The organism is Streptomyces vietnamensis (assembly GCF_000830005.1).
GTDB classification, from domain to species: Bacteria; Actinomycetota; Actinomycetes; order Streptomycetales; family Streptomycetaceae; genus Streptomyces; species Streptomyces vietnamensis.
In genome coordinates, this window is sequence record NZ_CP010407.1 from 6,817,500 (window position 1) to 6,840,529 (window position 23,030).

The 23,030-nt window shown below is 70.7% G+C and carries 15 protein-coding genes; 9 read left to right on the plus strand and 6 right to left on the minus strand.

The annotated features are described in order from the left end of the window. Positions 1–73 precede the first annotated feature (73 nt). The gene (gene ligD, locus SVTN_RS30625) at positions 74–1,003 is read left to right on the plus strand and encodes a non-homologous end-joining DNA ligase (RefSeq protein ID WP_041132000.1); all 930 of its coding nucleotides are present in this window, start codon (positions 74–76) and stop codon (positions 1,001–1,003) included. Between the two features lie 24 nt (positions 1,004–1,027). Here the strand turns inward: ligD and SVTN_RS30630 are convergent, their stop codons facing one another. The 4 genes from SVTN_RS30630 to SVTN_RS30645 all read right to left on the minus strand — a co-directional run bounded on the left by SVTN_RS30630 (position 1,028) and on the right by SVTN_RS30645 (position 12,054). Continuing rightward, a complete protein-coding gene (locus SVTN_RS30630) occupies positions 1,028–1,924 on the minus strand; it encodes a LysR family transcriptional regulator (RefSeq protein WP_041132001.1) in 897 nt (298 codons plus the stop codon). Positions 1,925–2,060: 136 nt separating this feature from the next. After that, positions 2,061–2,699: an HD domain-containing protein gene (locus SVTN_RS30635; protein WP_041132002.1), complete on the minus strand. Its 639-nt coding sequence runs from the start codon at positions 2,697–2,699 to the stop codon at positions 2,061–2,063. A gap of 237 nt (positions 2,700–2,936) precedes the next feature. Continuing rightward, positions 2,937–3,458, minus strand: coding sequence for an SMI1/KNR4 family protein (locus tag SVTN_RS30640; protein ID WP_041132003.1), 522 nt, complete (start codon positions 3,456–3,458; stop codon positions 2,937–2,939). A 13-nt stretch (positions 3,459–3,471) separates the two neighbouring features. Beyond that, a complete protein-coding gene (locus tag SVTN_RS30645) occupies positions 3,472–12,054 on the minus strand; it encodes a golvesin C-terminal-like domain-containing protein (RefSeq protein ID WP_245727688.1) in 8,583 nt (2,860 codons plus the stop codon). A 355-nt stretch (positions 12,055–12,409) separates the two neighbouring features. Here SVTN_RS30645 and SVTN_RS41515 point away from each other — a divergent pair, with 355 nt between their 5' ends. After that, positions 12,410–12,907, plus strand: coding sequence for an MmpS family transport accessory protein (locus SVTN_RS41515; RefSeq protein ID WP_063782293.1), 498 nt, complete (start codon positions 12,410–12,412; stop codon positions 12,905–12,907). 134 nt (positions 12,908–13,041) lie between these two features. Further along, a complete protein-coding gene (locus tag SVTN_RS30655) occupies positions 13,042–14,583 on the plus strand; it encodes an NCS1 family nucleobase:cation symporter-1 (RefSeq protein ID WP_041132004.1) in 1,542 nt (513 codons plus the stop codon). Here the strand turns inward: SVTN_RS30655 and SVTN_RS30660 are convergent. Continuing rightward, the gene (locus SVTN_RS30660; RefSeq protein ID WP_245727689.1) at positions 14,537–15,349 is read right to left on the minus strand and encodes a serine protease; all 813 of its coding nucleotides are present in this window, start codon (positions 15,347–15,349) and stop codon (positions 14,537–14,539) included. The genes SVTN_RS30655 and SVTN_RS30660 overlap by 47 nt on opposite strands. Before the next feature lie 495 nt (positions 15,350–15,844). Next, positions 15,845–16,912: a lipoate-protein ligase LplAB gene (gene lplAB / locus SVTN_RS30665; protein ID WP_041132006.1), complete on the minus strand. Its 1,068-nt coding sequence runs from the start codon at positions 16,910–16,912 to the stop codon at positions 15,845–15,847. A gap of 112 nt (positions 16,913–17,024) precedes the next feature. On the opposite strand from lplAB, the gene SVTN_RS30670 reads away from it, so the two are divergent. From SVTN_RS30670 to SVTN_RS30695, 6 genes are all read left to right on the plus strand, one after another. After that, a complete protein-coding gene (locus tag SVTN_RS30670) occupies positions 17,025–17,861 on the plus strand; it encodes an inositol monophosphatase family protein (RefSeq protein WP_041132007.1) in 837 nt (278 codons plus the stop codon). An 81-nt stretch (positions 17,862–17,942) separates the two neighbouring features. Beyond that, positions 17,943–19,346 carry a phytoene desaturase family protein gene (locus SVTN_RS30675; protein ID WP_041134408.1) on the plus strand — a complete coding sequence of 468 codons (1,404 nt, stop codon included), beginning with the start codon at positions 17,943–17,945 and terminating at the stop codon, positions 19,344–19,346. A 10-nt stretch (positions 19,347–19,356) separates the two neighbouring features. Beyond that, positions 19,357–19,977, plus strand: a complete 621-nt coding sequence (locus SVTN_RS30680; protein WP_041132008.1) for an L-threonylcarbamoyladenylate synthase — start codon at positions 19,357–19,359, stop codon at positions 19,975–19,977. A gap of 161 nt (positions 19,978–20,138) precedes the next feature. After that, the gene (locus SVTN_RS30685) at positions 20,139–20,903 is read left to right on the plus strand and encodes a metallophosphoesterase (RefSeq protein ID WP_041132009.1); all 765 of its coding nucleotides are present in this window, start codon (positions 20,139–20,141) and stop codon (positions 20,901–20,903) included. 76 nt (positions 20,904–20,979) lie between these two features. Further along, complete coding sequence (locus SVTN_RS30690; RefSeq protein WP_041132010.1) at positions 20,980–22,512, plus strand: AlkA N-terminal domain-containing protein; 1,533 nt, start codon at positions 20,980–20,982, stop codon at positions 22,510–22,512. Between the two features lie 14 nt (positions 22,513–22,526). Next, positions 22,527–23,027, plus strand: coding sequence for a methylated-DNA--[protein]-cysteine S-methyltransferase (locus tag SVTN_RS30695; RefSeq protein ID WP_041132011.1), 501 nt, complete (start codon positions 22,527–22,529; stop codon positions 23,025–23,027). Positions 23,028–23,030 lie beyond the last annotated feature (3 nt).

The following is a 23,030-nucleotide window of genomic DNA, read 5'->3' on the forward strand; positions in this document are numbered from 1 at the left end:
CCATCGCCGTCGCACCGAGCGTGTCGGAACCGGACCGGCGGGGTAGTCGCGGGGGCGGTAGAGGAGGAACGGCATGACCACCGCCGACATCCGCGTGAGCGGCCGGACCGTCGAGATCAAACGGGCCGAGAAGGAACTCTTCCCCGACGACGGCATCACCAAGGCCGACCTCGCCGACTACTACCGCCGGGTCGGCCCGCGCATCCTGCCGCACCTGCGCGGACGTCCGCTGATGCTGGAGCGCCATCCCGACGGCATCGAGGACGGCCGCTTCATGCAGAAGGACACCCCCGACTACTTCCCGGACTGGATCCACCGCAAGGAGCTGCCCAAGGAGGACGGCACCGTCACCTACCCGGTCTGCGACGACGCGGCCACCCTGCTCTACCTGGTCGGCCAGGCGTGCATCACCCCGCACCGCTGGCTGTCCAAGGCCGACCGGCCCGACCACCCCGACCGGCTGGTCTTCGACCTCGATCCTCCCCCAGCCTCCGGCCGGGGGCGCCCCCTTGGCGAGGACTTCGAAGCGGTCAGACGGGCCGCCACCCTGCTGCGCGAGCTGCTCGACGAGCTCGAACTGCCCGCGGCCCTGATGACCACCGGCTCCCGCGGCCTGCACGTCCTGGTCCCGCTCGACCGCCACGCCGCGTTCGACGCCGTTCGCGCGTTCGCCCGCGACGTGGCCGAGCTGCTCGCCGACCGGCACCCGGAGCAGCTCACCACCGCGCCGCGCAAGCAGGCCCGCAAGGGACGGCTCTACCTCGACATCCAGCGCAACGGCTACGGCCAGACCGCCGTCACCCCCTACGCCGTCCGCGCCCTGCCCGGCGCCCCGGTCGCCACCCCGCTGAGCTGGGACGAACTGGACGACGCCGACCTCACCCCGCGGCGTTGGACGCTCGGCACCATCGACGAGCGCCTGGAGACCGACGACCCCTGGGGACGGGAGCTGCGCCGCGGCCGCTCCGTGGAAGCGGCCCGTGGACGGCTGGAGAAGCTCTGAGGCATCCGCGTGCGGCACCCGGAGTCAGGTCCAGTGCTGCGCCGTGCGCAACAGCTCGCTGTGGATCCGGGAGAGCCGGTAGTCCTGGAGAGCCCCGTTGCGCACCGCCAGGTACAGGGTGTTGATGGGCGGGACCTCCGGCCGGAGCAGGGGGACGACCGCACCCTCCGCGAGGGCCTCCTCGCACAGGCAGCGAGGCAGTACGGAGATCCCGGCGCCGGCCGCGACCGCCGCCAGGATGGCCCGGAGGTCGGGGACGACCGCCCCGATGTGGATGTCGGGTTCGCGGTCGAAGACGACGCGCCAGTACTCCCGTACCAGCGGCAGCGTCTCCGCGTACGTGATCAGCACGGCCTTGGACGGTTCCCGGCCGGTCCCCGTCCCGGGCCCGTCGGGGAACATCTCCTCGGCCAGCCGCGGGGAGGCGACGAGCACCAGCTCCTCGTCGCACAACGGCGTCGCCTCGATCCCGCGCCGCCGGGGGCGCGTGGTGGAGATGACCATGTCCAGGAAGCCCTCGCCGAGCCGGGACAGCAGCTCGTGACTCACCCCGGTCAGCACCCGTACGTCCGTCCCGTCCGCCACCAGCCGCGCGAGCGGCGGCACCACCCTGCTCGCGGCGAGCTCCGCGGTCGTCCCGAGCCGCAGCGGGCGGTTCTGGTCGATGGGCGTGAAGTGCCGGTCGATCGCCGCGTTGAGCGAGATCATCGACTCCCGCACGTCCTGGGCGAGGATCGTCGCGCGGGGGGTGGGGACCGTTCCCCGCGTGGTGCGTTCGAAGAGCCGGTGCCCGATCTCCAGCTCCATGCTTCTGATCTGCTGGGTCACCGTCGGCTGGGTCACGCCGAGCTCGCGCGCCGCCTTGGTGAAGGACCCCGTGTGGTAGACCGCCATGAAGGTCTGCAGCCATGCCAGTTGCATCACGTCGCCGGCCCCCTGTCTCCGGCTCCTCGCATGGCGCGCCGTTCGGCGTGGTCCATGCCTGCCCCGACGGCCCGGGGACGGCCGGGACCGCCGAGAAGTGTACGAGGATCGGCGACGCCTGCGCGGCCCTCTCCTACGCGGCCCAGTCGGAGTTCTCGATGACCTCGACGAAGTCCGGCCGTACGTAGCCCTCGGTGAACCTCGCCAGGACGTCGGCCTTGACGTTTCCGAAGGTCGTGGCCGGACGGCGGGTGATGCCGTCGTTGAAGGCCTGGAGGATCCGCCGCTTGAAGTCGGGCCGCGGGTGGGCGGCCACCACGGCGGCGCGGACCTCGTCGGACACGTCGTGGTAGCCGATGCCGAGGACGTCGAGCTCAACGCCGGCGGTCACCAGGGCGATCTCGGGGGCCATCCGGGAGGGGATCTCCGGGGTGGTGTGCAGGGCGACGGCCTCCCAGGCGATACGGGCCCGGTCCTCGTCGACGCCGTGGCCGATCAGGAACGCGCGCGCCTCGTCCGCGCCGTCGATCTCGAACCGCTGGTCGTTGTCCCGGTACGGCTCGGTCAGCCCGAGGTCGTGGAACATGGCCGAGACGTACAGCAGTTCCTCGTCGAAGGCGAGGCCGCGGTTCCGCCCCTGGAGCGCGCCCCACACGTAGACGCGGCGCGAATGGTGGTAGATCAGGTCGTCGGTGGCCTCACGGATGAGGTCGGTGGCCTCCTTGGCGATCCGACTGTCCGGGATCCTGACGCCTGCGATGTCCGAGCTCATTTCCATTTCCTTACGGTGAGGGCCGTGCGGTGATGACGGAAAGCTATGCGATCGCCTGACGCGGATTCCAATAGTCAGTGTCGAGGGGGGACATAGGCGGAGCCGTTCCCGAAGGATCCCTATGCCCGGGCATTGCCGGTCGATGGCCGGCGAGTGGCACTCCCCGACCTGCGGCCGGACCGGGAACGACAGGAGCCCCGCCACTGGGTGGCGGGGCTCCGTCGATCCCGTGCGGGATCAGGGAAGGAACTCGTAGGACGGCCCGTCAGGCGCACGGTCGCGGGCGCACAACGTCACGTCCCTCCCCTTGAGATAGGCGAGCAGCCACTCGCCGAACGTCATCTCGTAGAGGGTCCATGACGGACTGTCCATCTCCTGGACCAGGACGCGCCAGGGCGAAGAGGGCTCGTCGGGGACGCGGAGGAAGACCATCTCCCCCGTCGTGGCCGTCGCCACCGGCAGCAGTTCACCGGGGCCCGTCCCTGCCCGACTCGGCAGGAACTCGGCCATGTCCTCCTCGCGCCAGAACTCGAGGTCCTGCTTGATCATCGTTCCCAGATCGTGCAGAAGATGACTGGCGGGGTGCTTCAGATACAGCTGCCCGTTGATCGAGATCGAACCGTAGGCGTCCACGATCTCGTGGAAGTCCGCGGGGAATTCGACGCCGAGCTCCTGCTCGAGCGCCGTCCACGGCGCCGGGTCCGACCAGTTGAACCGGGGTTCGCCCAACAGGGCCCGTATGTCCGAAAGCGTTGCCACCTCTAAGCCCCTTCTAGCAGGTCGAGCCGATGCCGGTGCTGGAGTTGATCGCCGTGCAGGAGTACTGCTCCACGATGTCCCCCTGCGGCCCGTACGCGGTCATGCCCACCTGGACGAGCGTGGGAACGGCCGAGTGCGGGTCACCGTAGATGGGCACGACCGACATGAACAGTTTGTTGTCACCGGTCAGGTGCTTCCAGCCGAAGGCTTCCACCTTGCTGGCCATCCTGGCGTTCGCCCTGCCGTGCAGTGCGACCAGGTTCCGGATGTCCCCTCCGGTGCCCTTGCCCCAGTAACCTATCAGGTGCCCTGCCTGCGGGTTTCCGCCGCCGGCCGCGATCTCACCCATGCCGTCCGGCTGGACGGAGGGCTCGCACTCGGGGCACTTGGGCAGACCGCCGGCACCGGTGCGCGACCTGCGGTCGGCCTTGGTGAGGAACGCCCAGGCACCGGTCGCCCGGCAGCCCTTGTTGCCCTGGTGGTCGGTGTACTCCTCCAGGCCGCCGTAGACCCGTCCGCCGTCGATCAGCGGCATCGGGTCGCACGTCGGGTTGTTGGTGTCCGTGGTCCGCGGCGCGGGCCGGGGCTGGGGGCCCGGCGACGGCTGCGGGGTGGGACTCGGTCGCGGTTCGTTGCTGGACGAGTCGTCGTCGTCGGAGTCGACGTCCGGGGACGGCATCAGCATGCTGCCCAGGGCCGTCCCCGCGTCCCGAAGGTTCTGCTGGCCCTGCGGCGTCGCCGCGTACAGGGCGGTGACGAGTGCCGCCCCCGCCCAGTAGATGGCCGGGATCGCGAAGAGGAAGTGGCCGTCCAGCTCGACGAGGCTGGTGGGGTTGCCGCCGCCGAAGGCGTACCGGTTGTTGGTGTACGGGTCGGCGCCGAGCTTCATGTCGGCGAGGGCGCCGTTGTACATGTCCCGGGTGGTGAAGCGGTTGAGGCCCGGGTTGTAGTCGCGGAAGCCCATGTCGTACGTGCCGGACTGGGCGTCCCAGCGCTTGGCGTTGTACCGGTAGGGGTTGTACTCCTCCTTGGTGGGGTCGGCCGCGTCGGGCTTGTCGATGCCGGTGAACTCGGTGGCGTCGTTGTTGCCGTAGGCGGTGTAGCCGTAGGTGGCCTTGGTGTCGCCGTTCTTGTCGGTCAGCGTCTCGACGTCGGTGTGGCTGTTGTAGCCGTAGTAGCCGTCCTCGGTCGTGCCGTCCGCGTTGTGCTTGGTCTGCGAGAGGCGCTCGCCCCACGGGCTGTACTGGAACGACTTCGTCAGCGCGCCGGCGACCTTCTCGTCGAGGACCTCACCGGACAGGCCGAGGTACTCGAAGTCGGTGGTCTTGCCGTCCGCCGTCTTCGACGCGGTGCGGTCCAGCGGGTCGAAGGTGTACGTCGTCGACTTCATCGCGCCGCCGGCGTCCAGCTTCTGGGACTCCACGACGTGGTCGAAGCCGTCGTACACGCTCCGCTCGATGACCTTGCCGCCCGAGCTGACCGACTGCTGACGGCCGAACGGGTCGTAGGCGTAGCTCGCGCCGACGCCCGCCGTCGAGGTGCTCAGCAGCCTGTTCCGGTCGTACTGGAACGTGGTGGTCGCGCCCTTGACGGTCTGGCTGACGACGTTGGCGTTGTTGTCGTGGACGTACGTCTCCGTCGCGGCGCCGTTGCCCGTCTTCACGGACTTGGCGAGCCGGTCGGCCGGGTCGTAGGTGAGGTCGGTCGTGGAGTCGAGGTACGCCGCACGGTTGTCGGCGTTCATCTTCTTCGCGACGTCCTGCGACTTGTTGCCGTTGGCGTCGTAGGAGTACGTGTGGGAGGCGACGAGCGTGGTGCCGTCCGCCTTCTTCTCCGTCGTCGACTTCAGCGCCGCGTCGAGGTAGTAGGTGTAGTCGACGGTGTTGCCGTTGTCCTTGGTCTCCTTCAGCTTCTGACCGCGGTCGGTGTACGTGTACGAGGTGACCTTGGGGTCGCTGTCCGTCGCGGACTTGCCGACGGACACCGACTTGACCTTCTCGCGCAGGTCGTAGGTGTACTTGGAGAACTGGCTCGGGTGGCTGACCGTCTCCGACTGGCCGTTGGCGTCGTACGTGTACGACGTCGCCTTCTTCTCCACGCCCGCCAGCGACTCCGTCACCTTCTGGACCTGGTTGAGGCCCGTGTAGGTGATGGCGTACGCGTCGACCTTCGTCCCCGGCGAGCTGTCGCCGATGGTCGTCAGGTTGCCGTTGACGTCGTAGGAGTAGGTGAAGGTCCGCTTCTCGTTGTCGGTCTCCGCGGAGTTGTCACGGACCAGCTTGACCCCGTCGGCGACGACGGTGCCGCCGCTGTTCTGGTCCAGCTTCAGCCTGGTGTTCTCGCCCTGCTTGAGGGCGTAGCTGCCGAGGCTGACCCAGGTGCCGGTGCCGGCGTTCTGGTCCTTGGTGACCGCCGGTTCGGTGGTCGTGCCGTGGGTGAGCGTGTACTTGGCGGTCGTGGCGGCCCCGGTCACCTTCGGGTACATCACGTACGCGGTGTACGTGCCGTCCTTCGGGATGTCGAGGGACCACGTGAAGGCGTCCGTGCCCGCGCCGGCGGCGTGGGTGCGGTGGTCGTAGCCCTGCTGCCCGGTGATGTCGCCGGTGGCCCAGGTGCCCGTGGCGGTGATCGCCTGGGTGTCGGAGTTGTCCACCAGGACGACGGACCTGCCGACCGGAACACCGTCGTCGGAACGGGACTTGACCTTGCCGTCCGGGTAGAACGACCACGTCATCGTGCGGTTGGACGAGCCGCCCGCCGACGTCAGCGTCCTGGCCGTCTGCTGGCCCAGGGCGTTGTAGTCGTAGGTGGTCGAGATGGACCACGGGTCCGTGGAGCTCTTCGTCCAGCCGTTGTCGAAGTAGTCGACCTTGGTGACGTTGCGGACCGTCTGCCCCTCCGAGGGCGGCATCGAGGTCTTCGCGACCCGGCCCACGGCGTCGTACTCGGTCTCGGTGTAGACGTTCGGGTCGTTGTAGCGGGCGTCGGCCGGGTCGTACGGCTGGTACCGGCGCTTCGGCCGGTTCAGCGCGTCGTACTCGGTGCGGGAGGTGAACGCCGTGGTCGTGCCCGCCTCGACGGCGCGCGGGGTGATCACCTTGGTGGTGTTGCCGACCTGGTCGTACTCGTACCGGGTCGTGCGGTAGACGATCGGCGAGGTGCCGCTGCGCGGGACCTTGACCTCCGTCTGCTTGCCGCGCTCGTCGTAGCTGACGAGCGTGGTGTTGTTCTCGGCGTCCGTCGTGGAGACGACCAGGTTGTCCTTGTCGTAGGCCTTCCTGGTGGTCTTGCCGGCGGCGTCCGTGACCGAGGTGGCCCGGTGGTTCAGGTCGTACGCCGACAGACTGGTGTAGTCGGTCGTGTCGGGGGTGTTGTTCTTCTTCGGGTCGACGACCTTGATCGTGTTGCCGACGTTGTCGTACTCGTAGCTGACCTTGTCGCCGTTCGCGTTGACGACGGAGGTGAGCTGGTAGATCTCGTTGTAGTAGTTGGTCGTGACGAAGTCCGACGCGTCCGCGGTGGTCAGCGTGCCCTTCGGCTCGGTCGTCGTCAGGAGGTTGCCGACCTTGTCGTAGGTGTACGTCGTCTTCCGCTCGTCCGACGTCGGCGTGTACTTCGGCTCGGTCGCCGAGGTCATCTGGTCGGCCGCGTCGTAGACGGCGGTCGACACCGCGCCGTTGGGCGCCGTCGAGGTGGTGACGTTGTCGTTGGCGTCGTACACCGGGGCCGGAGCGGTGATCAGATCACCGGCGGCCTGGTCCTTCGGCTCGGTCTTGACCAGCGGACGGCCGTAGACGTCGTACGTCTGCGTGGTCTTCTTGCCGAGCGCGTCGGTGACCTGCGTGACCTGACCGCGCTCGTCGTAGACGAACGTCGACGAGTTGTTCAGCGCGTCCTTCATCGTCGTCGGGAAGCCCGTGGGCCCGAAGCCGCTGTTGGTGTCCGCGTTGCCGTTGGCGTCGACGGCCCGGATCAGCTGGCCGTACGCGTCGTACTCGTACGACGTGGTGTAGTCACCCGCCGTCGCGGTGGCGACGCCCTTGGGGTCGGTGACCGTCTTCAGGTTGCCGAAGGTGTCGTAGCCGAACTGCCACTTCCGGCCCTCCGGAGAGGTCTTGGTGAAGAGGTCGGCCGAGTAGCCGTCGGCACGCGTCTGGTACGCGTACTGCGAGGAGTTCGCCGGGTAGACACCCGGGGCGCACTCGCTCTGGGCCGGCACGCCCGCCTTGTTGTTCTCCGCGTCGCGCTTCCAGAGCGGGAAGCCCGTCTTCTGGTCGTAGCAGTAAGCGGTCTTGGCGCCGTTGGCCTCCTCCGTGTACGTGACGTTGTTGTCCGCGTCCCACGACAGCTTCATCGACTGCGACTTGGCGTTCGTCGACTGGACGGCACGGCCGAAGTCGTCGGTGACGTAGTCGGAGGAGCGGGACTCGGCGTCGGTCACCTTGGTGGCCGTGAACTTGGGATTGCCCGCGTCCACGGCGTACGTGAAGCCCGTGGTGCCCTGGAGACGGTCGGTGATCGTCTTGGTCCACCAGTGGTACTTCGGGTCGTCGCCGGTCTGCGGGTAGTTGTACGCCAGCGAGGTGGCGTTGCCGCGCGGGTCGGTCGTCTTGACGAGCTTGACGTTCTTGTTGCCCTGGGTGGCGTCGTACTCGAAGGCGAAGACCTTCGGCTGGGTGGAACCCGCACCGTCGGTGATCTTGGTGAGCAGGCCCTTGTCGGAGTACTCGAAGGTGACCTTGCGGCCCGAGATGTCGGTCATCGACTTGATGTGGTCGATGATCTTCGGGTTGTTGCTGTCGGCCTTGGAGTAGTACTCGACCGTCAGCGACTGGCGGCCGGCCGGGTCGGTGACGTACTTCAGGAACTTCGTCGGCTTGTTGTTCGACTTCCGTTCCTCGTAGGTGTACGTCTGCGTGTTGCCGTTCTTCTCGACCGCCGACGTCATGTAGCCGTCGCAGCCGAACACGAACCGCGTGCCGTCCGGACGGGTCATCGTCCAGGCGTCCGGGACCGGGTCCTTCAGCGGGGTGCAGTCCAGACCGGGCTTGGCGGACAGCTTGTAGTGAACGCCGGCCGGGGCCTTCCAGGAGCTCGTGGCCGAGTCCCAGCGGAAGACGTGCGTGGTGCCGTCACCGTCGGGAAGACGGATCTCGATCGGGTTCGGCTTGGGGTGGAACTCCAGCGGCGCGCCGAGCCGGATCGGGCCGGAGGCCTGGAAGGACCAGCCGTAGCCCGAGACGGTGTCGGAGGTGTCCTGGCTGTTGTACGCGAACCGGGCGAAGGTGGTGATTCCGCGGCCGGGGTTGGTGAACGCGTTGTACTGCCAGACGGTGTTGCCCGACGCCAGGTTGTTCATCAGGGTCGAGCCGGCACCGGTGTTCTTGCCCGTGTAGACGTAGAACTTCTCCATGCCGAGCTGGTTGGAGGTCGGGTCCTCCACGGCCACGTTCTGGGCCAGGCCCGGGATGCCGGAGGTGCCCGAGGTCCAGGTGCCGGTCGTCTTGTTGTAGACGTCCCAGGTCAGGACGTAGTCGGTGCGCTTGTTGCCGTTGTCCGAGTTGATCGGGGTCTTCAGCTGCGCCTGCAGGCTGACCGAGCCGCCCGGGGCGACGTTCGACGGCAGCGCCGTCTGCACCTGGTTGCCACCGTTGGTCACGTCCGTGCCGTCGGGCAGAGCCCACTTGTACGTCAGGACGTTGTCGGCCGAGGTCCAGGTGGAGGCGGTGGTGTTGGTGAGGGTGAAGTCGACCGTGTAGTCGCTGTTCGGCGTCATACGGGCCGGGGTCTGCGGCGCGTAGTACGTCGACTCCGTGGTCGAGTCGACGTACGTGACCACGAGCCTCGGCGCGAGCCTGGGCTCGGTGCCCTCGGACGACAGGAACAGGGTGCGCTCCTGCGAGGCGGCCTCGTCGGCCATCTTCAGGACGACGCCCTTCTGGGACGCGGGGGTGGTCACCCAGGACTGCGCCAGCGAGGTGACGTTCCAGTCGTGACGGGCCGGGTCGTTGGTCATCGCGCCGGTGTCGGCCGTCACGGCGCCGAAGTCGCCGCCCTGAGTGGTCCAGTTCGTGGCGCTGTCGGCCTTGACCCAGGTGGCGGACTCGTCGAAGTCACGCGTCAGCGGCCGCAGTTCGTACAGGGCGCCGGTGGTGTCCTGAGCGGTCTGGGTGGACCACAGGCGCACGTTGGCGTCCAGGACCCGGGCCGTGGCGGGGATGCCGAGGGCCGGGAACTTCAGCAGGGCGCGGGTGTCGCCGTAGGTGGCGGAGTTGTTTCCCACCGACAGCCAGTTCTTCGGACCGGCGTCGTCGATGGTGTCGTGCGCGAGGGTGGTCTGCGCCGAGGACAGGGTGGTGTCCTGCGTCGCGTTCAGCACCTTGGTCGTGCGGCCGGCCTTGGGCAGGCGTACGAGCTGGGTGGGGGCGGCGACGACCTGCCCGTCCTTCGTCTTGACCGCGACCATGTAGTAGTACGCGCGGCCGAACGGGTCGGGGTCGTCGGCCTTCGTCGGCGTCGCGGAGGTGTCCGTGAACGACGTCGTGCCCGGCGCGACGGGGGCCACGAGGGTGGCGGCCGAGGGGGTGAAGGTCTGGCTGACGGACCGGTGGACCTGGTACTCGACGATGTCGTCGCCGGTGCCGATCGGGTCCTTGTCCTGGTAGGCGGACCAGCTCAGCTCGGCGCCGGTGTCGTGGATCGTGGTCGGGGCGGAAAGGTCGACGCCCTGACGGCCGAACGTGAGGACCAGGCGCGGGTAGTTGGCGGTCTCGCCGCCGTACCCGAACTCCGAGCCCTCGTAGCGCGGGCCGCCCTTGGGGCCGTTCGCGGACTCGTCACCGGCCTTGATCACGAAGCCGTTGTTGACGTTCGTGCCGTCGATCCAGGACTGGACGGTCTTCGTCACCGGGAAGGAGTGCCAGGTGTTCAGCTCACCGGCCTGCTTGGTGACGACACCGCCCTTGGTGAAGCGGACGGCGTCGGCGATGACGGACGTGGTCGTCGAGACCGGGCCGTCGCCGAGGACGATCTTGCCGAGGGTTCCGGCCTTGAACGGATGCGAGCCCAGCGTCTTCCACACGCCGGCGGTGCCGGCCTGCTGGTTGACGGTGTAGGCCTTCGTCCCGCCGTCGTAGGTGACGGTGAACGGCGCATTCGTCGCACGGTCGGAGGCCGGGATGTAGTGCGTCTCGACCTGGTAGGTGCCGTCCTCGGGAAGACTCGGCTGCCAGGTGTAGGTGTCACCCGCGACCGAATCCTTGTTGTACATGTACGTCTGGTTCACCGCGTACTGCGTGTACGCCGTGTTCCCCGACGCCGGCCAGGCGCCGACGGCTGCCGTACGACCGGCCTCGCCGTTGTCGACGACGACGGCGGTGCCGGACAGCTCGCCGGTGATCGCGTTGGCGTTGTTCCAGGTCGCCCCGGACTCGGTCCACGCCTGCGTGGCGCGGTGCGCCTCCAGCTGGACCTCGGTGTCACCGGTGGTGTGGGTCTGGTCGAAGTACAGCCGCAGATCGGCCGAGTCGAGCTTGGTGCCGGCCGGGATGCTGGAGACCGGGAACCGGATCAGCGCACGCGAGGTGCCGGTGGAGGTGTTGCCGACCGACAGGCGCCAGTTGTCGTCGTAGTTCGTCGTCGCACCGTCCGACGAGATCATCACGTCCTGCGCCGTGGTCGGCGTCGGCGCGATCGAGAGCGTCGGGTCGATGGTGACCGGGTAGCGGCGCTCGGGCGCGGCCAGCCACGTCGCGTCCGGCGTGACCGTCAGCTTCCAGTCCTTGCCGGCCCTGGTGAGCTTCTGGGTGACGTTCCCGCTGTAGCCGGAGCCGTACGGCGCCTTCGCGTCCTTCCGTGCGTCCGTCATGAACGCGGCGGGGATGACGAGGACCGGGTCCGCGCCCTCGCCGTAGAAGGAGATCGAGCCGTCCTTGTTCTGCTTCGGCGTCAGCCCGCCGGAGTTCAGGGTGAAGGTGAAGGACACCGGACCGGACGGCTTGGCGTCCAGGACGATGTTCTCCTTCACCCGGCCCGGACCCACCTGGTACGACAGGTCCGCACCGGACACCGCGTCCTTGTAGGTGACCGTGTCCCCGGCCGCGACCGGCGCGAGCTTCCCCGCGCCCTCAAGGCCCAGGGTCACCGCACGCCCGCCGGCGGTCTCGAACCGGACCAGCTTTCCGGCGTCCGAGCCGAACCAGCTGGACGCGGCGTTCGTCGTGTTGGCGAAGGCGAAGCCCTTGTCCCGGGTCGGGACGACGGTGGGGTCGATGTCCTTCCAGGACTTCCCCGCCCGGTAGCCGGTCGGCACCGCCGACACCTCGGCCTGCACCCGGCCGTCGGACAGCTGCCAGTAGCGGGCGTTCGCCGTCCGCCTCCCGGTCAGCTCCGCGACCCGCTTCGGCTTCGGCGCCGCCTTGCCCTTCGGCAATTTCTCCCGGCTCGGCAGGACGGGAGTCCCACCGGTCGAGGGCTCGACCGGCTTCGCCGGCTCGGCATTGTCGTCGTCGTCCGAGAACCAGCCCGAGAAGGCGTCGACGATACCCTCGTCGCCTTCGCCCGAAACCGGTGCCGCGTAAGCGACTTGTGGCAGCATGGTACCGGCGATCGCCGATACCACGAGGCAGGCTATCGCCCGCCCGTATTTCATTCTCACGCAAATCCCTATCTTGAGATGGTGGACCTGACCTCGAACGACATGCCTCAGGGCATGCCAAAGCAGGCCACCTCCCGTGCGTGGGAAGCGACCTCGCCGGACGTGATCAGGTCACAGCGGGGGGATTGTTCATCACAGAGACGACGCCCCGTCAAGCGCTCACGCAATTGGGGCATTTCAAGGGTCGGGTTGCGGAGTTTCAGCGCGCCATGCCGGACTTGTCGGCCGCCTGGCATTCACGTATTCGGATGGTGTATAACCCAGGCCGAATTTCAAGTCGACCGAAAGCGCGGCCATGTCCACGACGGAAGAACTGGCAGAACCGGCGGAGCAGGTGCCCGATGTGCCACGGCGTCGCCGTGGCATCGCCGCAGCGGCGGTACTGCTCCTCGCCATCGGCGGGTTCGGCACGTACCGGCTGCTCGGCTCCGAGGACCCGGCCGCGCCCGGGCACGGTGCACCCGCGCGGACCGTGGCCGCCGCCGACGTGACGTACGAGGTGCTCGGTGAAGGAATCGCCGACATCTCCTACCGGGGGCCCGACGACGACAAGGCCACCGTGGTCACGAACGCCACGCTTCCGTGGAAGAAGACCGTGAGCGTCCCCGTCGGCGCCGCTCCGATCGTCCAGGTCACCCTCGGCGAGAAGGGCGGCACGGCGAGCTGCACCCTCGCCGTGCACGGCCGGCACGTCCAACGCGCCACCGCCACCGGCTCCTTCGGCCGTACGACATGCGGCGGGGAGACCCCCGCGGCCCCCGAGGCCCCCGCGGCCGCCGAGGGAGCCCACTGAACAGGTGAACGGGCGTCAACGGGCCCGTTCCGCTTCCCTTGACGCCCCTGCCCCCGTAGGACAAGACTCCGCACGGTCAAGAACCCCACGCCCCGCACGGCCTCGTTTGCGTCCCCGAACGAAGGGTTCCGTCCATGACCGCAACCGCATCCTCCGGCAGACCAGGCCCCTTTGACGTCCGTGACGGCCGTGTCGAGCTCGCGCCCGGCACGGCCCCCGCCGACTCCCGCTTCGTCAACGACGACCTGCTCCCCGTCCCCGTGGCCGGGCGCCGCTGGACGACGTACAACTTCGCCGCCCTCTGGGTCGGCATGGCCCACAACATCCCCTCCTGGATGCTCGCCTCCGGTCTCGTCGCCCTCGGCATGGACTGGAAGCAGGCCGTCCTCACCATCGCCCTGGCCAACGTCGTCGTCCTCGTGCCGATGCTGCTCACCGGGCACGCCGGACCGAAGTACGGCATCCCCTTCCCGGTCCTCGCCCGCGCCTCCTTCGGACTGCGCGGGGCCAATCTGCCCGCCCTCGTCCGGGCCGGCGTCGCCTGCGCCTGGTTCGGCATCCAGACCTGGATCGGCGGCCAGGGCGTCTTCGTCCTGCTCGACAAGGTCTTCGGCGGCGGCTGGGCGTCGGCGTCGAAGGTCGGCGGCCAGCCGTGGACGCTGTGGCTCTGCTTCGTCCTCTTCTGGGCGCTCGAACTGGCCATCATCTACCGGGGGATGGAGGCCCTGCGCCGCTTCGAGAACTGGGCCGCGCCCTTCGTGATCGTCGGCGCGCTCGCCCTCCTCGTCTGGGTCGCGGTCAAGGCGGGCGGCCTCGGCCCGCTCCTCGACCAGCCGTCGAAACTGGGCTGGGGCGCCGACTTCTGGCCCGTCTTCTTCCCCGCCCTCATGGGCATGATCGCCTTCTGGGCGACGCTGAGCCTCAACATCCCGGACTTCACCCGCTTCGGCGCCGGCCAGCGCGCGCAGGTCTGGGGACAGAGCCTCGGACTCCCCACCACGATGACCCTGTTCGCCCTGCTCTCGGTGCTCGTCACCTCGGGCTCGCAGGCCGTGTACGGGGCGCCCGTCTGGGACCCGGTGGCGCTCGCGGCGAAGACCGACAACGTCTTCGGCCTGCTCTTCGCCCTGGTGACGGTCCTGGTCGCCACCCTGTCGGTGAACATCGCGGCGAACGTGGTCTCACCGGCGTACGACCTCGCCAACCTCGCCCCGCGACTGGTGAACTTCCGTACGGGCGCGCTGATCACCGGCGTCGTCGGCGTGCTCATCATGCCGTGGAAGCTCACCGCCACCCCCGAGCTGTACATCTTCACCTGGCTCGGCCTGGTCGGCGGCCTCCTCGGCACGGTCGCGGGCATCCTCATCGCCGACTACTGGCTCGTCCGCCGGACCGTCCTCGACCTCGAAGGCCTCTACCGGGCCGACGGCCCCTACTGGTACCGGGGCGGCTGGAACCCGGCGGCCGTCCTCGCCTTCGCGGTCGGCGGCGTCCTGGCGGTCGGAGGCTCCCACTCGGCGCCGGGAACGGGCCCGTTCCCCGAGAACGGCCTGATCCCCTTCCTGAAGCCCCTGGCGGACTACGGCTGGGCCGTCGGCCTCGCCGCCGCCCTGCTCCTCCACACCGTCCTCATGAGGCGCGGGGCAGCCGCCCGGCCGTCCTCCCGATCCAGCTGAGGTAGGACCAGACCCGGGTGTTCACGGCGGGGGTGTCGGTCGCGCACCCCTTCCCGTACGAGACGAGGCCGACCACGTACGGCGTCCCCGCGACCGTGTGCACCAGGGGGCCGCCGGAGTCGTACTGGCAGGTGTCACGGCCCGGCGCGTACGTGCAGAGCTGGGCGGCGGTGACCTGGGACATGCCCCGGGCCCCGCACGTCGGGTTGCTCATGGTGCCGAGGAGCACGGTCCGCAGGACGTCGGAGGTACGGCCCCCGAACGAGGTGGTGCCCCAGCCGGGGGCCTCGACCTGCGTGTGGTCGAAGGTGCCGTGGGCGTACCGGGCGGGCAGGGCGACCGGCCGCACGTCACGGTTGAACACCACGGGCTCGGCCAGCCGGACGAGCGCGATGTCGTCGCGCTGGGTGGCGGGGTCGTAGCCGGGGTGCGGGAGGAAGGCGTCCGGGGTCGCGAGCACCGCGTGCGGACTGTCGTCCGTACGCGTCAGGTCGTGGTCGCCGAGGAGCACGCCCACGCGCGCGGTGCTGCTGTACGAGCCGGTCAGACAGTGCGCGGCGGTGAGCACGTACCGCTCGCCGACGAGCGCCCCACCGCACATCACCCGCCGCTCCTCCAGATCCACGAGCCCCACCATGAACGGGTACTGATGGGGCCGCGCCTCCTGGCCGCCGACGACCGCGTACGCGGGCGGCGCGACGACGAGGGGGCACACCGCCATCACCGCGCCCGCGACCGCCGCCATGAACTTCCTCGCCCGTCCCACCTGACCTCCGCACCGTCGACGCCGTGTCCCGGGGGCCGGCGGCTGTGCGGAGACGTTTCCGCACAGCCGCCCCGGCCCGCGTGGGCATCAACGAGAAGAACACGACGGGGTCACGATGCCCCCGCCGCGGGCCCGCGCTCGGGGCGGTGCCCACCCGCCCGTACGGCGCCCGCCCCGTTGTGGGCCCGCGTCCCCCCTCGTTGTGGGCAATCGTTCCGCTGGGGCGGAACGGGTGGGCACAACGGACCCGCGCCCGCCGGCGCCAGAGGCTTCCGCGCCCGAACCCGCACCCCGTGTGCGCCGCGGCGGTGGTGCGGGTTCAGGCGCAGGGGGCGGGGGCGCGGCCAGGCGCGCCGTCCCGTGTGCCCACCCGTCCCGCCCAGCGGGACGATTGCCCACACGGCAGCGGGTGCGGGCCCACGCGGCAGCGGGGCGACGTCCCCCACGGGCGCGGGGCGCGGGCCCATCGGGCGCGGGCCCCACGCGGGTGCGGGGTTACGGAACTCGGGCCGTCCACTCCCGCGTACCGAACTTCGACTCCGCCAGTTCCTTCGCGCGGGTCAGTTCGTCCTCCGTGAGGCCGCCCTCCGCGAGCCCGTACCGGCTCCGGAAAGAGGCGATCATCCGGTCGATCACCGTCTCGCGCGGCAGGCCCGTCTGCCGCCGCAGCGGGTCCACGCGCTTCTTCGCGCTCTTCGTGCCCTTGTCGGAGAGCTTCTCCCGGCCGATCCGCAGCACCTCGGTCATCTTGTCCGCGTCGATGTCGTACGCCATCGTCACGTGGTGCAGGACCGCCCCCTCGCCGCCCACGAGCCGCTTCTGCGCCGCGCCCGCGATCTTGCCGGCGTCCGTCGCGATGTCGTTGAGCGGCTGGTACCAGGCCCGGATGCCCATGTCGCCGAGCGCGCCGAGGACCCAGTCGTCGAGGTAGGCGTAGCTGTCGGTGAAGGACAGGCCCTGCACGAGGGCGTCGGGGACGGAGAGCGAGTACGTGATCGTGTTGCCCGGCTCGATGAACATCGCCCCGCCGCCGCTGATCCGGCGCACCACCTGGATGCCGTGCCGCTCGGCCGCCTCCGGGTCGACCTCGTTGCGCAGGGACTGGAAGCTGCCGATCACCACGGCCGGGGCGCCCCACTCCCAGACCCGCAGGGTCGGCGGGCGGCGGCCGGCCGCGACCTCGGCCGTCAGGACCTCGTCGAGCGCCATGTGCAGCGCGGGGGACTGCGGCGGCTCGTGGATCAGCTGCCAGTCGTAGTCGGTCCAGTCCGTGGCGTGGGCGAGGGCGCGGCGGACCGCGATCCCGACGCCCTCCGTGGTCAGGCCGAACATCTGCGTGCCCGGCGGGAGCGCCGCGTCGATCCGCGCCGCGAGCCCCGGGGCGTCCGTGTCGACGGGGGCGCCTTCGAGGGCCCCGTCGATCGCGAGGATCGCCTCGTCCGGTTCGAGGAAGAAGTCGCCCGCGACCCGGACGTTCCGCAGGACCCCGTCCTCGGTGTCGAGGTCGACGACCACCAGCTTTCCGCCGGGGACCTTGTACTCGCCGTGGTACGCGCCGTGCACGGAAGCCTCCCTGTGTGTAAGGGGTGAACCCGGCCAAAGGGTACTCCCCGGGGAAACGGAGGGTGACAAGTGCGGCGTTCCGGTTGTCAGCGACCCGTGCTTAGCTGGAGGCATGATCGAAGACTTCCTTGAGCACGTCCTCGGCGGCCGTACGACCGAGGTCGAGGAGGCCGTCCGCAAGGCGGCCGCCGCCGAGATCATGCCGCGTTTCCGGCAGCTCGCCGCCGACGACATCGTCGAGAAGAACGGGCCGCACGACCTGGTCACCGTCGCCGACCGGGCCGCCGAGGAGCACCTCACCGCGTCCCTCACCGCCCTGCTGCCCGGCTCCGTGGTCGTCGGCGAGGAGGCCGTCCACGCCGACCCCACGGTGTACGAGGCGCTGCGCGGCGACGCCCCCGTCTGGATCGTCGACCCCGTCGACGGCACCCGCCAGTTCGTCCACGGCGACCCCGGCTTCTGCACCCTCGTCGCCCTCGCCCACCGCGGCGAGGTCCTCGCCTCCTGGACCTTCGCGCCCGCCCTGGAGGAGTTCGCCGTCGCCGTGCGCGGGCGCGGCGCCACACTCAACGGCCAGGCGATACAGTCCGGTTCGCCGACGTCCGGCGAGGTCTTGGAGGTCGCCACCTCGCACCCCGACTACACCACCCCGGACCAGAAGCGGGCCCTGCTCGGCCTGAACGTCGAGGGGATACGGCCCCGGCCCTGCGGCTCGGCCGGGCTCGAATACCTCGCCGTGGCGCGCGGGGCGCTCGCCGGCACCGCCTTCAGCTGGGAGTACGCGTGGGACCACGCCGCCGGACTCCTCCTGGTCGCCGAGGCGGGCGGCGCGACCACGACGATCGCGGGGGAGCCGTTCCGCATCGCCGGGGGCAACGCGCTGCCGTTCACGACCGCCCGGGACTCGGCTACCGCCGAGCGGATCCGGACGCTCCTCGGGGGCGCGTGAGGAGCGGTTCGCCACCCGCCTATCCTGGGAGCCTTGGCCATCGGCTGACGAAGGAGTCCGAAGGTGACGAACGAGACGTCGATGCTCGATGCCGTCGTCGTGGGGGCGGGGCCCAACGGACTGACGGCCGCCGTCGAACTGGCCCGGCGCGGCCTCTCCGTGGCCGTCTTCGAGGCCAAGTCCACCGTCGGCGGCGGTGCCAGGACCGAGGAGCTCACCCTTCCCGGCTTCCGTCACGACCCCTGTTCGGCCGTGCATCCGCTCGGCGCCGGTTCGCCCGTCTTCAAGACGATGCCGCTCGACCGGTACGGCCTGGAGTGGCTCCACCCCGAACTGCCCATGGCCCACCCCTGGGACGACGGCACCGCCGCCGTCCTCGCCCGTTCCGTCGCCGAGACCGCCGCCTCCTTCGGCCCGCGTGACGCCGGGACGTACCGCAGGCTCGTCGCCCCCTTCCTCGGCAAGTGGGACACCCTTGCGAGCGACTTCATGCAGCTGCCGCTCACCGCGCTGCCCCGCGACCCCGTCACCCTCGCCCGCTTCGGCCTCACCGGACTCCCCCCGTCCACCTGGCTGATGCGAAGGTTCCGGGACGAGAAGGCCCGTGCGCTCCTGGCCGGGCTCGTCGGTCATGTCATCGCCCCGCTGGGCGGCTTCGCCACCGGCGCCGTCGGTCTGGTCTTCGCGCTCGCCGCGCACGCCGGCGGCTGGCCGATGCCCCGGGGCGGCTCGCAGTCCATCTCCGACGCCCTCGCCGCGTACCTCAAGGACCTCGGCGGCGCCGTCCACACCGACTTCGAGGTCAAGCGGCTCGACGACCTGCCGCCGGCCCGCGCCTACGTCTTCGACACCTCGCCCACCGCCCTCGCCCGGATCGCCGGCTTCGGCGGGCACTACGACCACTACAAGTACGGCGCCAGCGCCTTCAAGATCGACTACGCGCTCGACGGCCCCGTGCCCTGGACCGCCGAGGAGGCCCGCCGCGCCGGCACCGTCCAGGTCGGCCCCACCGCCGGCGAGATCGGCACCGCCCTGCGCGAGGCCTCCTCCGGCACCGCCCCCGACGCCCCCTTCCTCATCACCGCCCAGCCCAGCCTCGTCGACCCCTCCCGGGCCCCCGAGGGCAAGCACGTCTTCTGGGCGTACGGCCACGTGCCGAACGGCTGGCGCGGCGACCTCACCGAGGCGATCGAGCGTCAGATCGAGCGCTTCGCCCCCGGCTTCCGCGACCGCGTCCTGGCCCGCGCCACCGCGGGACCGCCCGAACTCGCCGAGCGCAACGCCAACTACATCGGCGGCGACATCGCCTGCGGCGCCGCCCGAGGCCTCCAGCTCCTCCTGCGCCCCACGCTCTCGCTGCGCCCCTACGCCACCCCGCACCCGGCGGTCTTCCTCTGCTCCTCCGCGACCCCGCCAGGACCTGGCGTCCACGGCATGTCCGGGCACAATGCGGCGAAGGCCGTCTGGCGGAGCCTGCGAAAATAGACTGGTCCCCATGGCCAAGTACTTCGACGTGCACCCCGACAACCCCCAGCCCCGCACCATCGGCGCGGTGGCCGACTCCATCAGGAACGGGGCGCTCGTCGCGTACCCGACCGACTCCTGCTACGCGCTCGGCACCCGGCTCGGCAGCCGCGACGGCATCAGCCGCATCCGCGCCATCCGCGACCTCGACGACCGGCACCACTTCACGCTGATGTGCGCGAACTTCGCCCAGCTGGGCCAGCTCGTGCACATCGACAACGACGTCTTCCGCGCGGTCAAGGCGTCCACGCCCGGCGCGTACACCTTCATCCTCCCGGCGACCAAGGAGGTGCCGCGCCAGCTGCTCCACCCCAAGAAGAAGACGGTCGGCGTCCGCATCCCCGACCACGTCGTCACCCAGGCGCTCCTCGCCGAACTCGGCGAGCCGCTGCTCTCCAGCACCCTGCTCCTGCCCGACGAGGCCGAACCGCTCACCCAGGGCTGGGAGATCAAGGAGCGGCTCGACCACCAGGTGGACGCGGTGCTCGACTCCGGCGACTGCGGCACCGAACCCACCACCGTCGTCGACTTCTCCAGCGGCGAGCCCGAGATCGTCCGCCGCGGCGCGGGGGACACCGTCCGCTTCGAGTAGGCGACCGGGGAAAAGGCCCCCGCCCTGCCTCGCCCGGGCCCGGCAAGCGGTCGAGCGATCGAACGGTCCACCGTTCCCGGATCGGCCCTTTCCGGCCCGCTCATGATCACCGTACGGTCGCGTGAACGCCTGTTCACGCGCACCCACGGAGGCACGGCCGCATGATCGTCATCGCCCATGTCAGCGACATCCACATCGACGACGAGCCGCGCAGCGCGGACCGCACCCGCGCCGTCCTGCGGTACCTGGAAGAGCTGCCGTACGACCTGGCGGCCGTCCTCGTCACCGGCGACATCGCCGACCACGCGACCCCGGACGAGTACGCGGTGGCGCGGGAGCTGCTGACCTCCCGCCATCCGCTGCTCGTCTGCCCGGGCAACCACGACGACCGCGCCGCCTTCCGCAAGGGCCTCCTCGCCGAGGAGGCCGCGGCCCGCCCGTACGCCCCCGTCAACCAGGTGCTCCGCGGCGAGGGTTTCGTCATCGCCCTCTGCGACTCCTCCGTACCCGGCAAGGACGAGGGCCTCCTGGAGGACGAGACGATCGAATGGCTCGACGGCGTCCTCGCCGCCACCCCGCACGAGGTCCCCGTCCTGGTCGCCTTCCACCACCCGCCGGTGCCGCTGCACACCCCGTACGTGGACGGCATCCGGCAGTTCGGCGAGGAGCGGCTCGCCGCGCTCGCCGACCGCCACCCCCACCTCACGGCCTTCCTCGCCGGCCACGCCCACACGGCCGCCGCCACGGCCTTCGCCGGCCGCCCGCTGCTCGTCGCGCCCGGAGTCGTCTCCGCCCTCCGGCTGCCCTGGGAGAACCCCGGCACGGAGAACCCGCACGTCCACCTCGACCTGCCGCCCGCCCTCGCCTTCCACGTCCTCGGCGAGGACGGCCGGCTGACCACCCACTACCGGACCGTCACCGTCTGACCCGCCACGACCGGGGGCGGACGTCCATGTCGTTTTCTCGCCAGCCCGTGCGCCGTCCGTCCCCGATCCTGGAACCATGCACACCGACACCGAGCGCTGCGTACGGGCCGTCCAGTCGAAGGAGGCCCGCTTCGACGGCGTGTTCTTCACCGCCGTCCGCACCACCCGGATCTACTGCCGCCCCAGCTGCCCGGCCGTCCCGCCCAAGCCCGAGAACATGGAGTTCCACCCCAGCGCCGCCTCCTGCCAGCGCGCCGGCTACCGGGCCTGCAAGCGCTGCCGCCCCGACACCAGCCCCGGCTCGCCCGAGTGGAACGTCCGGGCCGACGCCGTCGCCCGCGCCGTACGGCTCATCCAGGACGGCGTCGTCGACCGCGAGGGCGTCCCCGGACTCGCCCGGCGGCTCGGCTGGTCCACCCGCCAGATCGAACGCCAGCTCCTCGCCGAACTCGGCGCGGGACCGCTTGCCCTGGCCCGCGCCCAGCGCGCCCAGACCGCCCGGCTGCTCATCGAGACCACCCCGATGCCCTTCGCCGAGATCGCCTTCGCGGCCGGCTTCTCCTCCATCCGCACCTTCAACGACACCGTCCGCGAGGTCTTCGCCCTCACCCCCGGCGAACTCCGCGCCCGCGCCGCCCGCCGGTCCGCCGCCCGCCGGTCCCCGGTCCGGGCGGCGACCGGCCCCGGCGCCGACGGGCCGACCGCTCCGGCGACCGCCACCCCCGGCGTCATCAACCTCCGGCTGCCGTTCCGCACCCCCCTCGAACCCTCCAACCTCTTCGGGCACCTCGCCGCGACCGCCGTCCCCGGCGTGGAGGAGTGGCGCGACGGCGCCTACCGGCGGACGCTGAGCCTCCCGTACGGACATGGCATCGTCGCCCTCGCCCCCCGCCCCGACCACATCGCCTGCCGCCTCCTCCTCACCGACCCGCGCGACCTCACCCACGCGATCAGCCGCTGCCGCCGGCTCCTCGACCTCGACGCCGACCCCGTCGCCGTCGACGAACGGCTCCGCACCGACCCGCTGCTCGCCCCGATCGTCGACAAGGCGCCCGGCCGCCGGGTGCCCGGGACCGTCGACCCCGCCGAGTTCGCCGTACGGGCCGTCCTCGGCCAGCAGGTCTCCACCGCCGCCGCCCGCACCCACGCCGCCCGCCTGGTCACCGCGCACGGCGTCCCCGTCGACGACCCCGAGGGCGGGCTCACCCACCTCTTCCCGACCCCAGAGGCGCTCGCCGCCCTCGACCCCGAGACCCTCGCCCTGCCGCGCAGCCGCCGCACCACCCTCCTCACCCTCGTCGGGGCCCTCGCCGACGGCTCGCTCCCGCTCGGCCCCGCCGACGACCGCGAGGAGGCCCGCGCCCGGCTCCTCGCCCTGCCCGGCTTCGGCCCCTGGACCACCGAGATCATCGCCATGCGGGCCCTCGGCGACCCCGACGCCTTCCTCCCCGGCGACCTCGGCGTCCGCCGCGCCGCCGAGGGACTCGGACTGCCCGGCACCCCGGCCGCGCTCACCGCCGCCGCGGCGCAGTGGCGCCCCTGGCGCGCCTACGCCGTCCAGTACCTCTGGGCGACCGACGACCACCCGATCAACCTCCTGCCCGCATAAGGAGAGTCACCGCCATGCCCCTCGTCCAGCACACCGTCGTGGACAGCCCCTACGAGCCGCTGACCCTCGTCGCCGTCGACGGCGTCCTCAGCCGCCTCCACATGACGGGACAGCGCCACCGCCCGCCCGAGGAGACCTTCGGCGAGCCCGACCCGCGCCCCTTCGACGAGGCGATCCGCCAGCTCGACGCCTACTTCGCGGGCGAACTCACCGAGTTCGACCTGCCGTTGAACCTGATCGGCACCCCGTTCCAGCTGCGCGTCTGGGAGCAGCTGCTCCGCATCCCGTACGGGGAGACCCGGACGTACGGCGAACTCGCCGAGGAACTCGGCAACCCCGGAGCCTCCCGGGCCGTGGGCCTCGCCAACGGCAAGAACCCCGTCGGCATCATCGTCCCCTGCCACCGGGTCATCGGCGCGGGCGGCGGCCTCACCGGCTACGGCGGCGGCCTGGACCGCAAGCAGCGGCTGCTCGCCTTCGAATCGGGTACGGCGGAACCGGACGCCCTCTTCTAGGCG

Coding starts and splice junctions, on each gene's coding strand:
- ligD (WP_041132000.1), top strand. CDS start 74: ATGACCACCGCCGACATCCGCGTGAGCGGCCGGACCGTCGAGATCAAA.
- SVTN_RS30630 (WP_041132001.1), bottom strand. CDS start 1,924: ATGCAACTGGCATGGCTGCAGACCTTCATGGCGGTCTACCACACGGGG.
- SVTN_RS30635 (WP_041132002.1), bottom strand. CDS start 2,699: ATGAGCTCGGACATCGCAGGCGTCAGGATCCCGGACAGTCGGATCGCC.
- SVTN_RS30645 (WP_245727688.1), bottom strand. CDS start 12,054: ATGCTGCCACAAGTCGCTTACGCGGCACCGGTTTCGGGCGAAGGCGAC.
- SVTN_RS41515 (WP_063782293.1), top strand. CDS start 12,410: ATGTCCACGACGGAAGAACTGGCAGAACCGGCGGAGCAGGTGCCCGAT.
- SVTN_RS30655 (WP_041132004.1), top strand. CDS start 13,042: ATGACCGCAACCGCATCCTCCGGCAGACCAGGCCCCTTTGACGTCCGT.
- SVTN_RS30670 (WP_041132007.1), top strand. CDS start 17,025: ATGATCGAAGACTTCCTTGAGCACGTCCTCGGCGGCCGTACGACCGAG.
- SVTN_RS30675 (WP_041134408.1), top strand. CDS start 17,943: ATGCTCGATGCCGTCGTCGTGGGGGCGGGGCCCAACGGACTGACGGCC.
- SVTN_RS30680 (WP_041132008.1), top strand. CDS start 19,357: ATGGCCAAGTACTTCGACGTGCACCCCGACAACCCCCAGCCCCGCACC.
- SVTN_RS30685 (WP_041132009.1), top strand. CDS start 20,139: ATGATCGTCATCGCCCATGTCAGCGACATCCACATCGACGACGAGCCG.
- SVTN_RS30690 (WP_041132010.1), top strand. CDS start 20,980: ATGCACACCGACACCGAGCGCTGCGTACGGGCCGTCCAGTCGAAGGAG.
- SVTN_RS30695 (WP_041132011.1), top strand. CDS start 22,527: ATGCCCCTCGTCCAGCACACCGTCGTGGACAGCCCCTACGAGCCGCTG.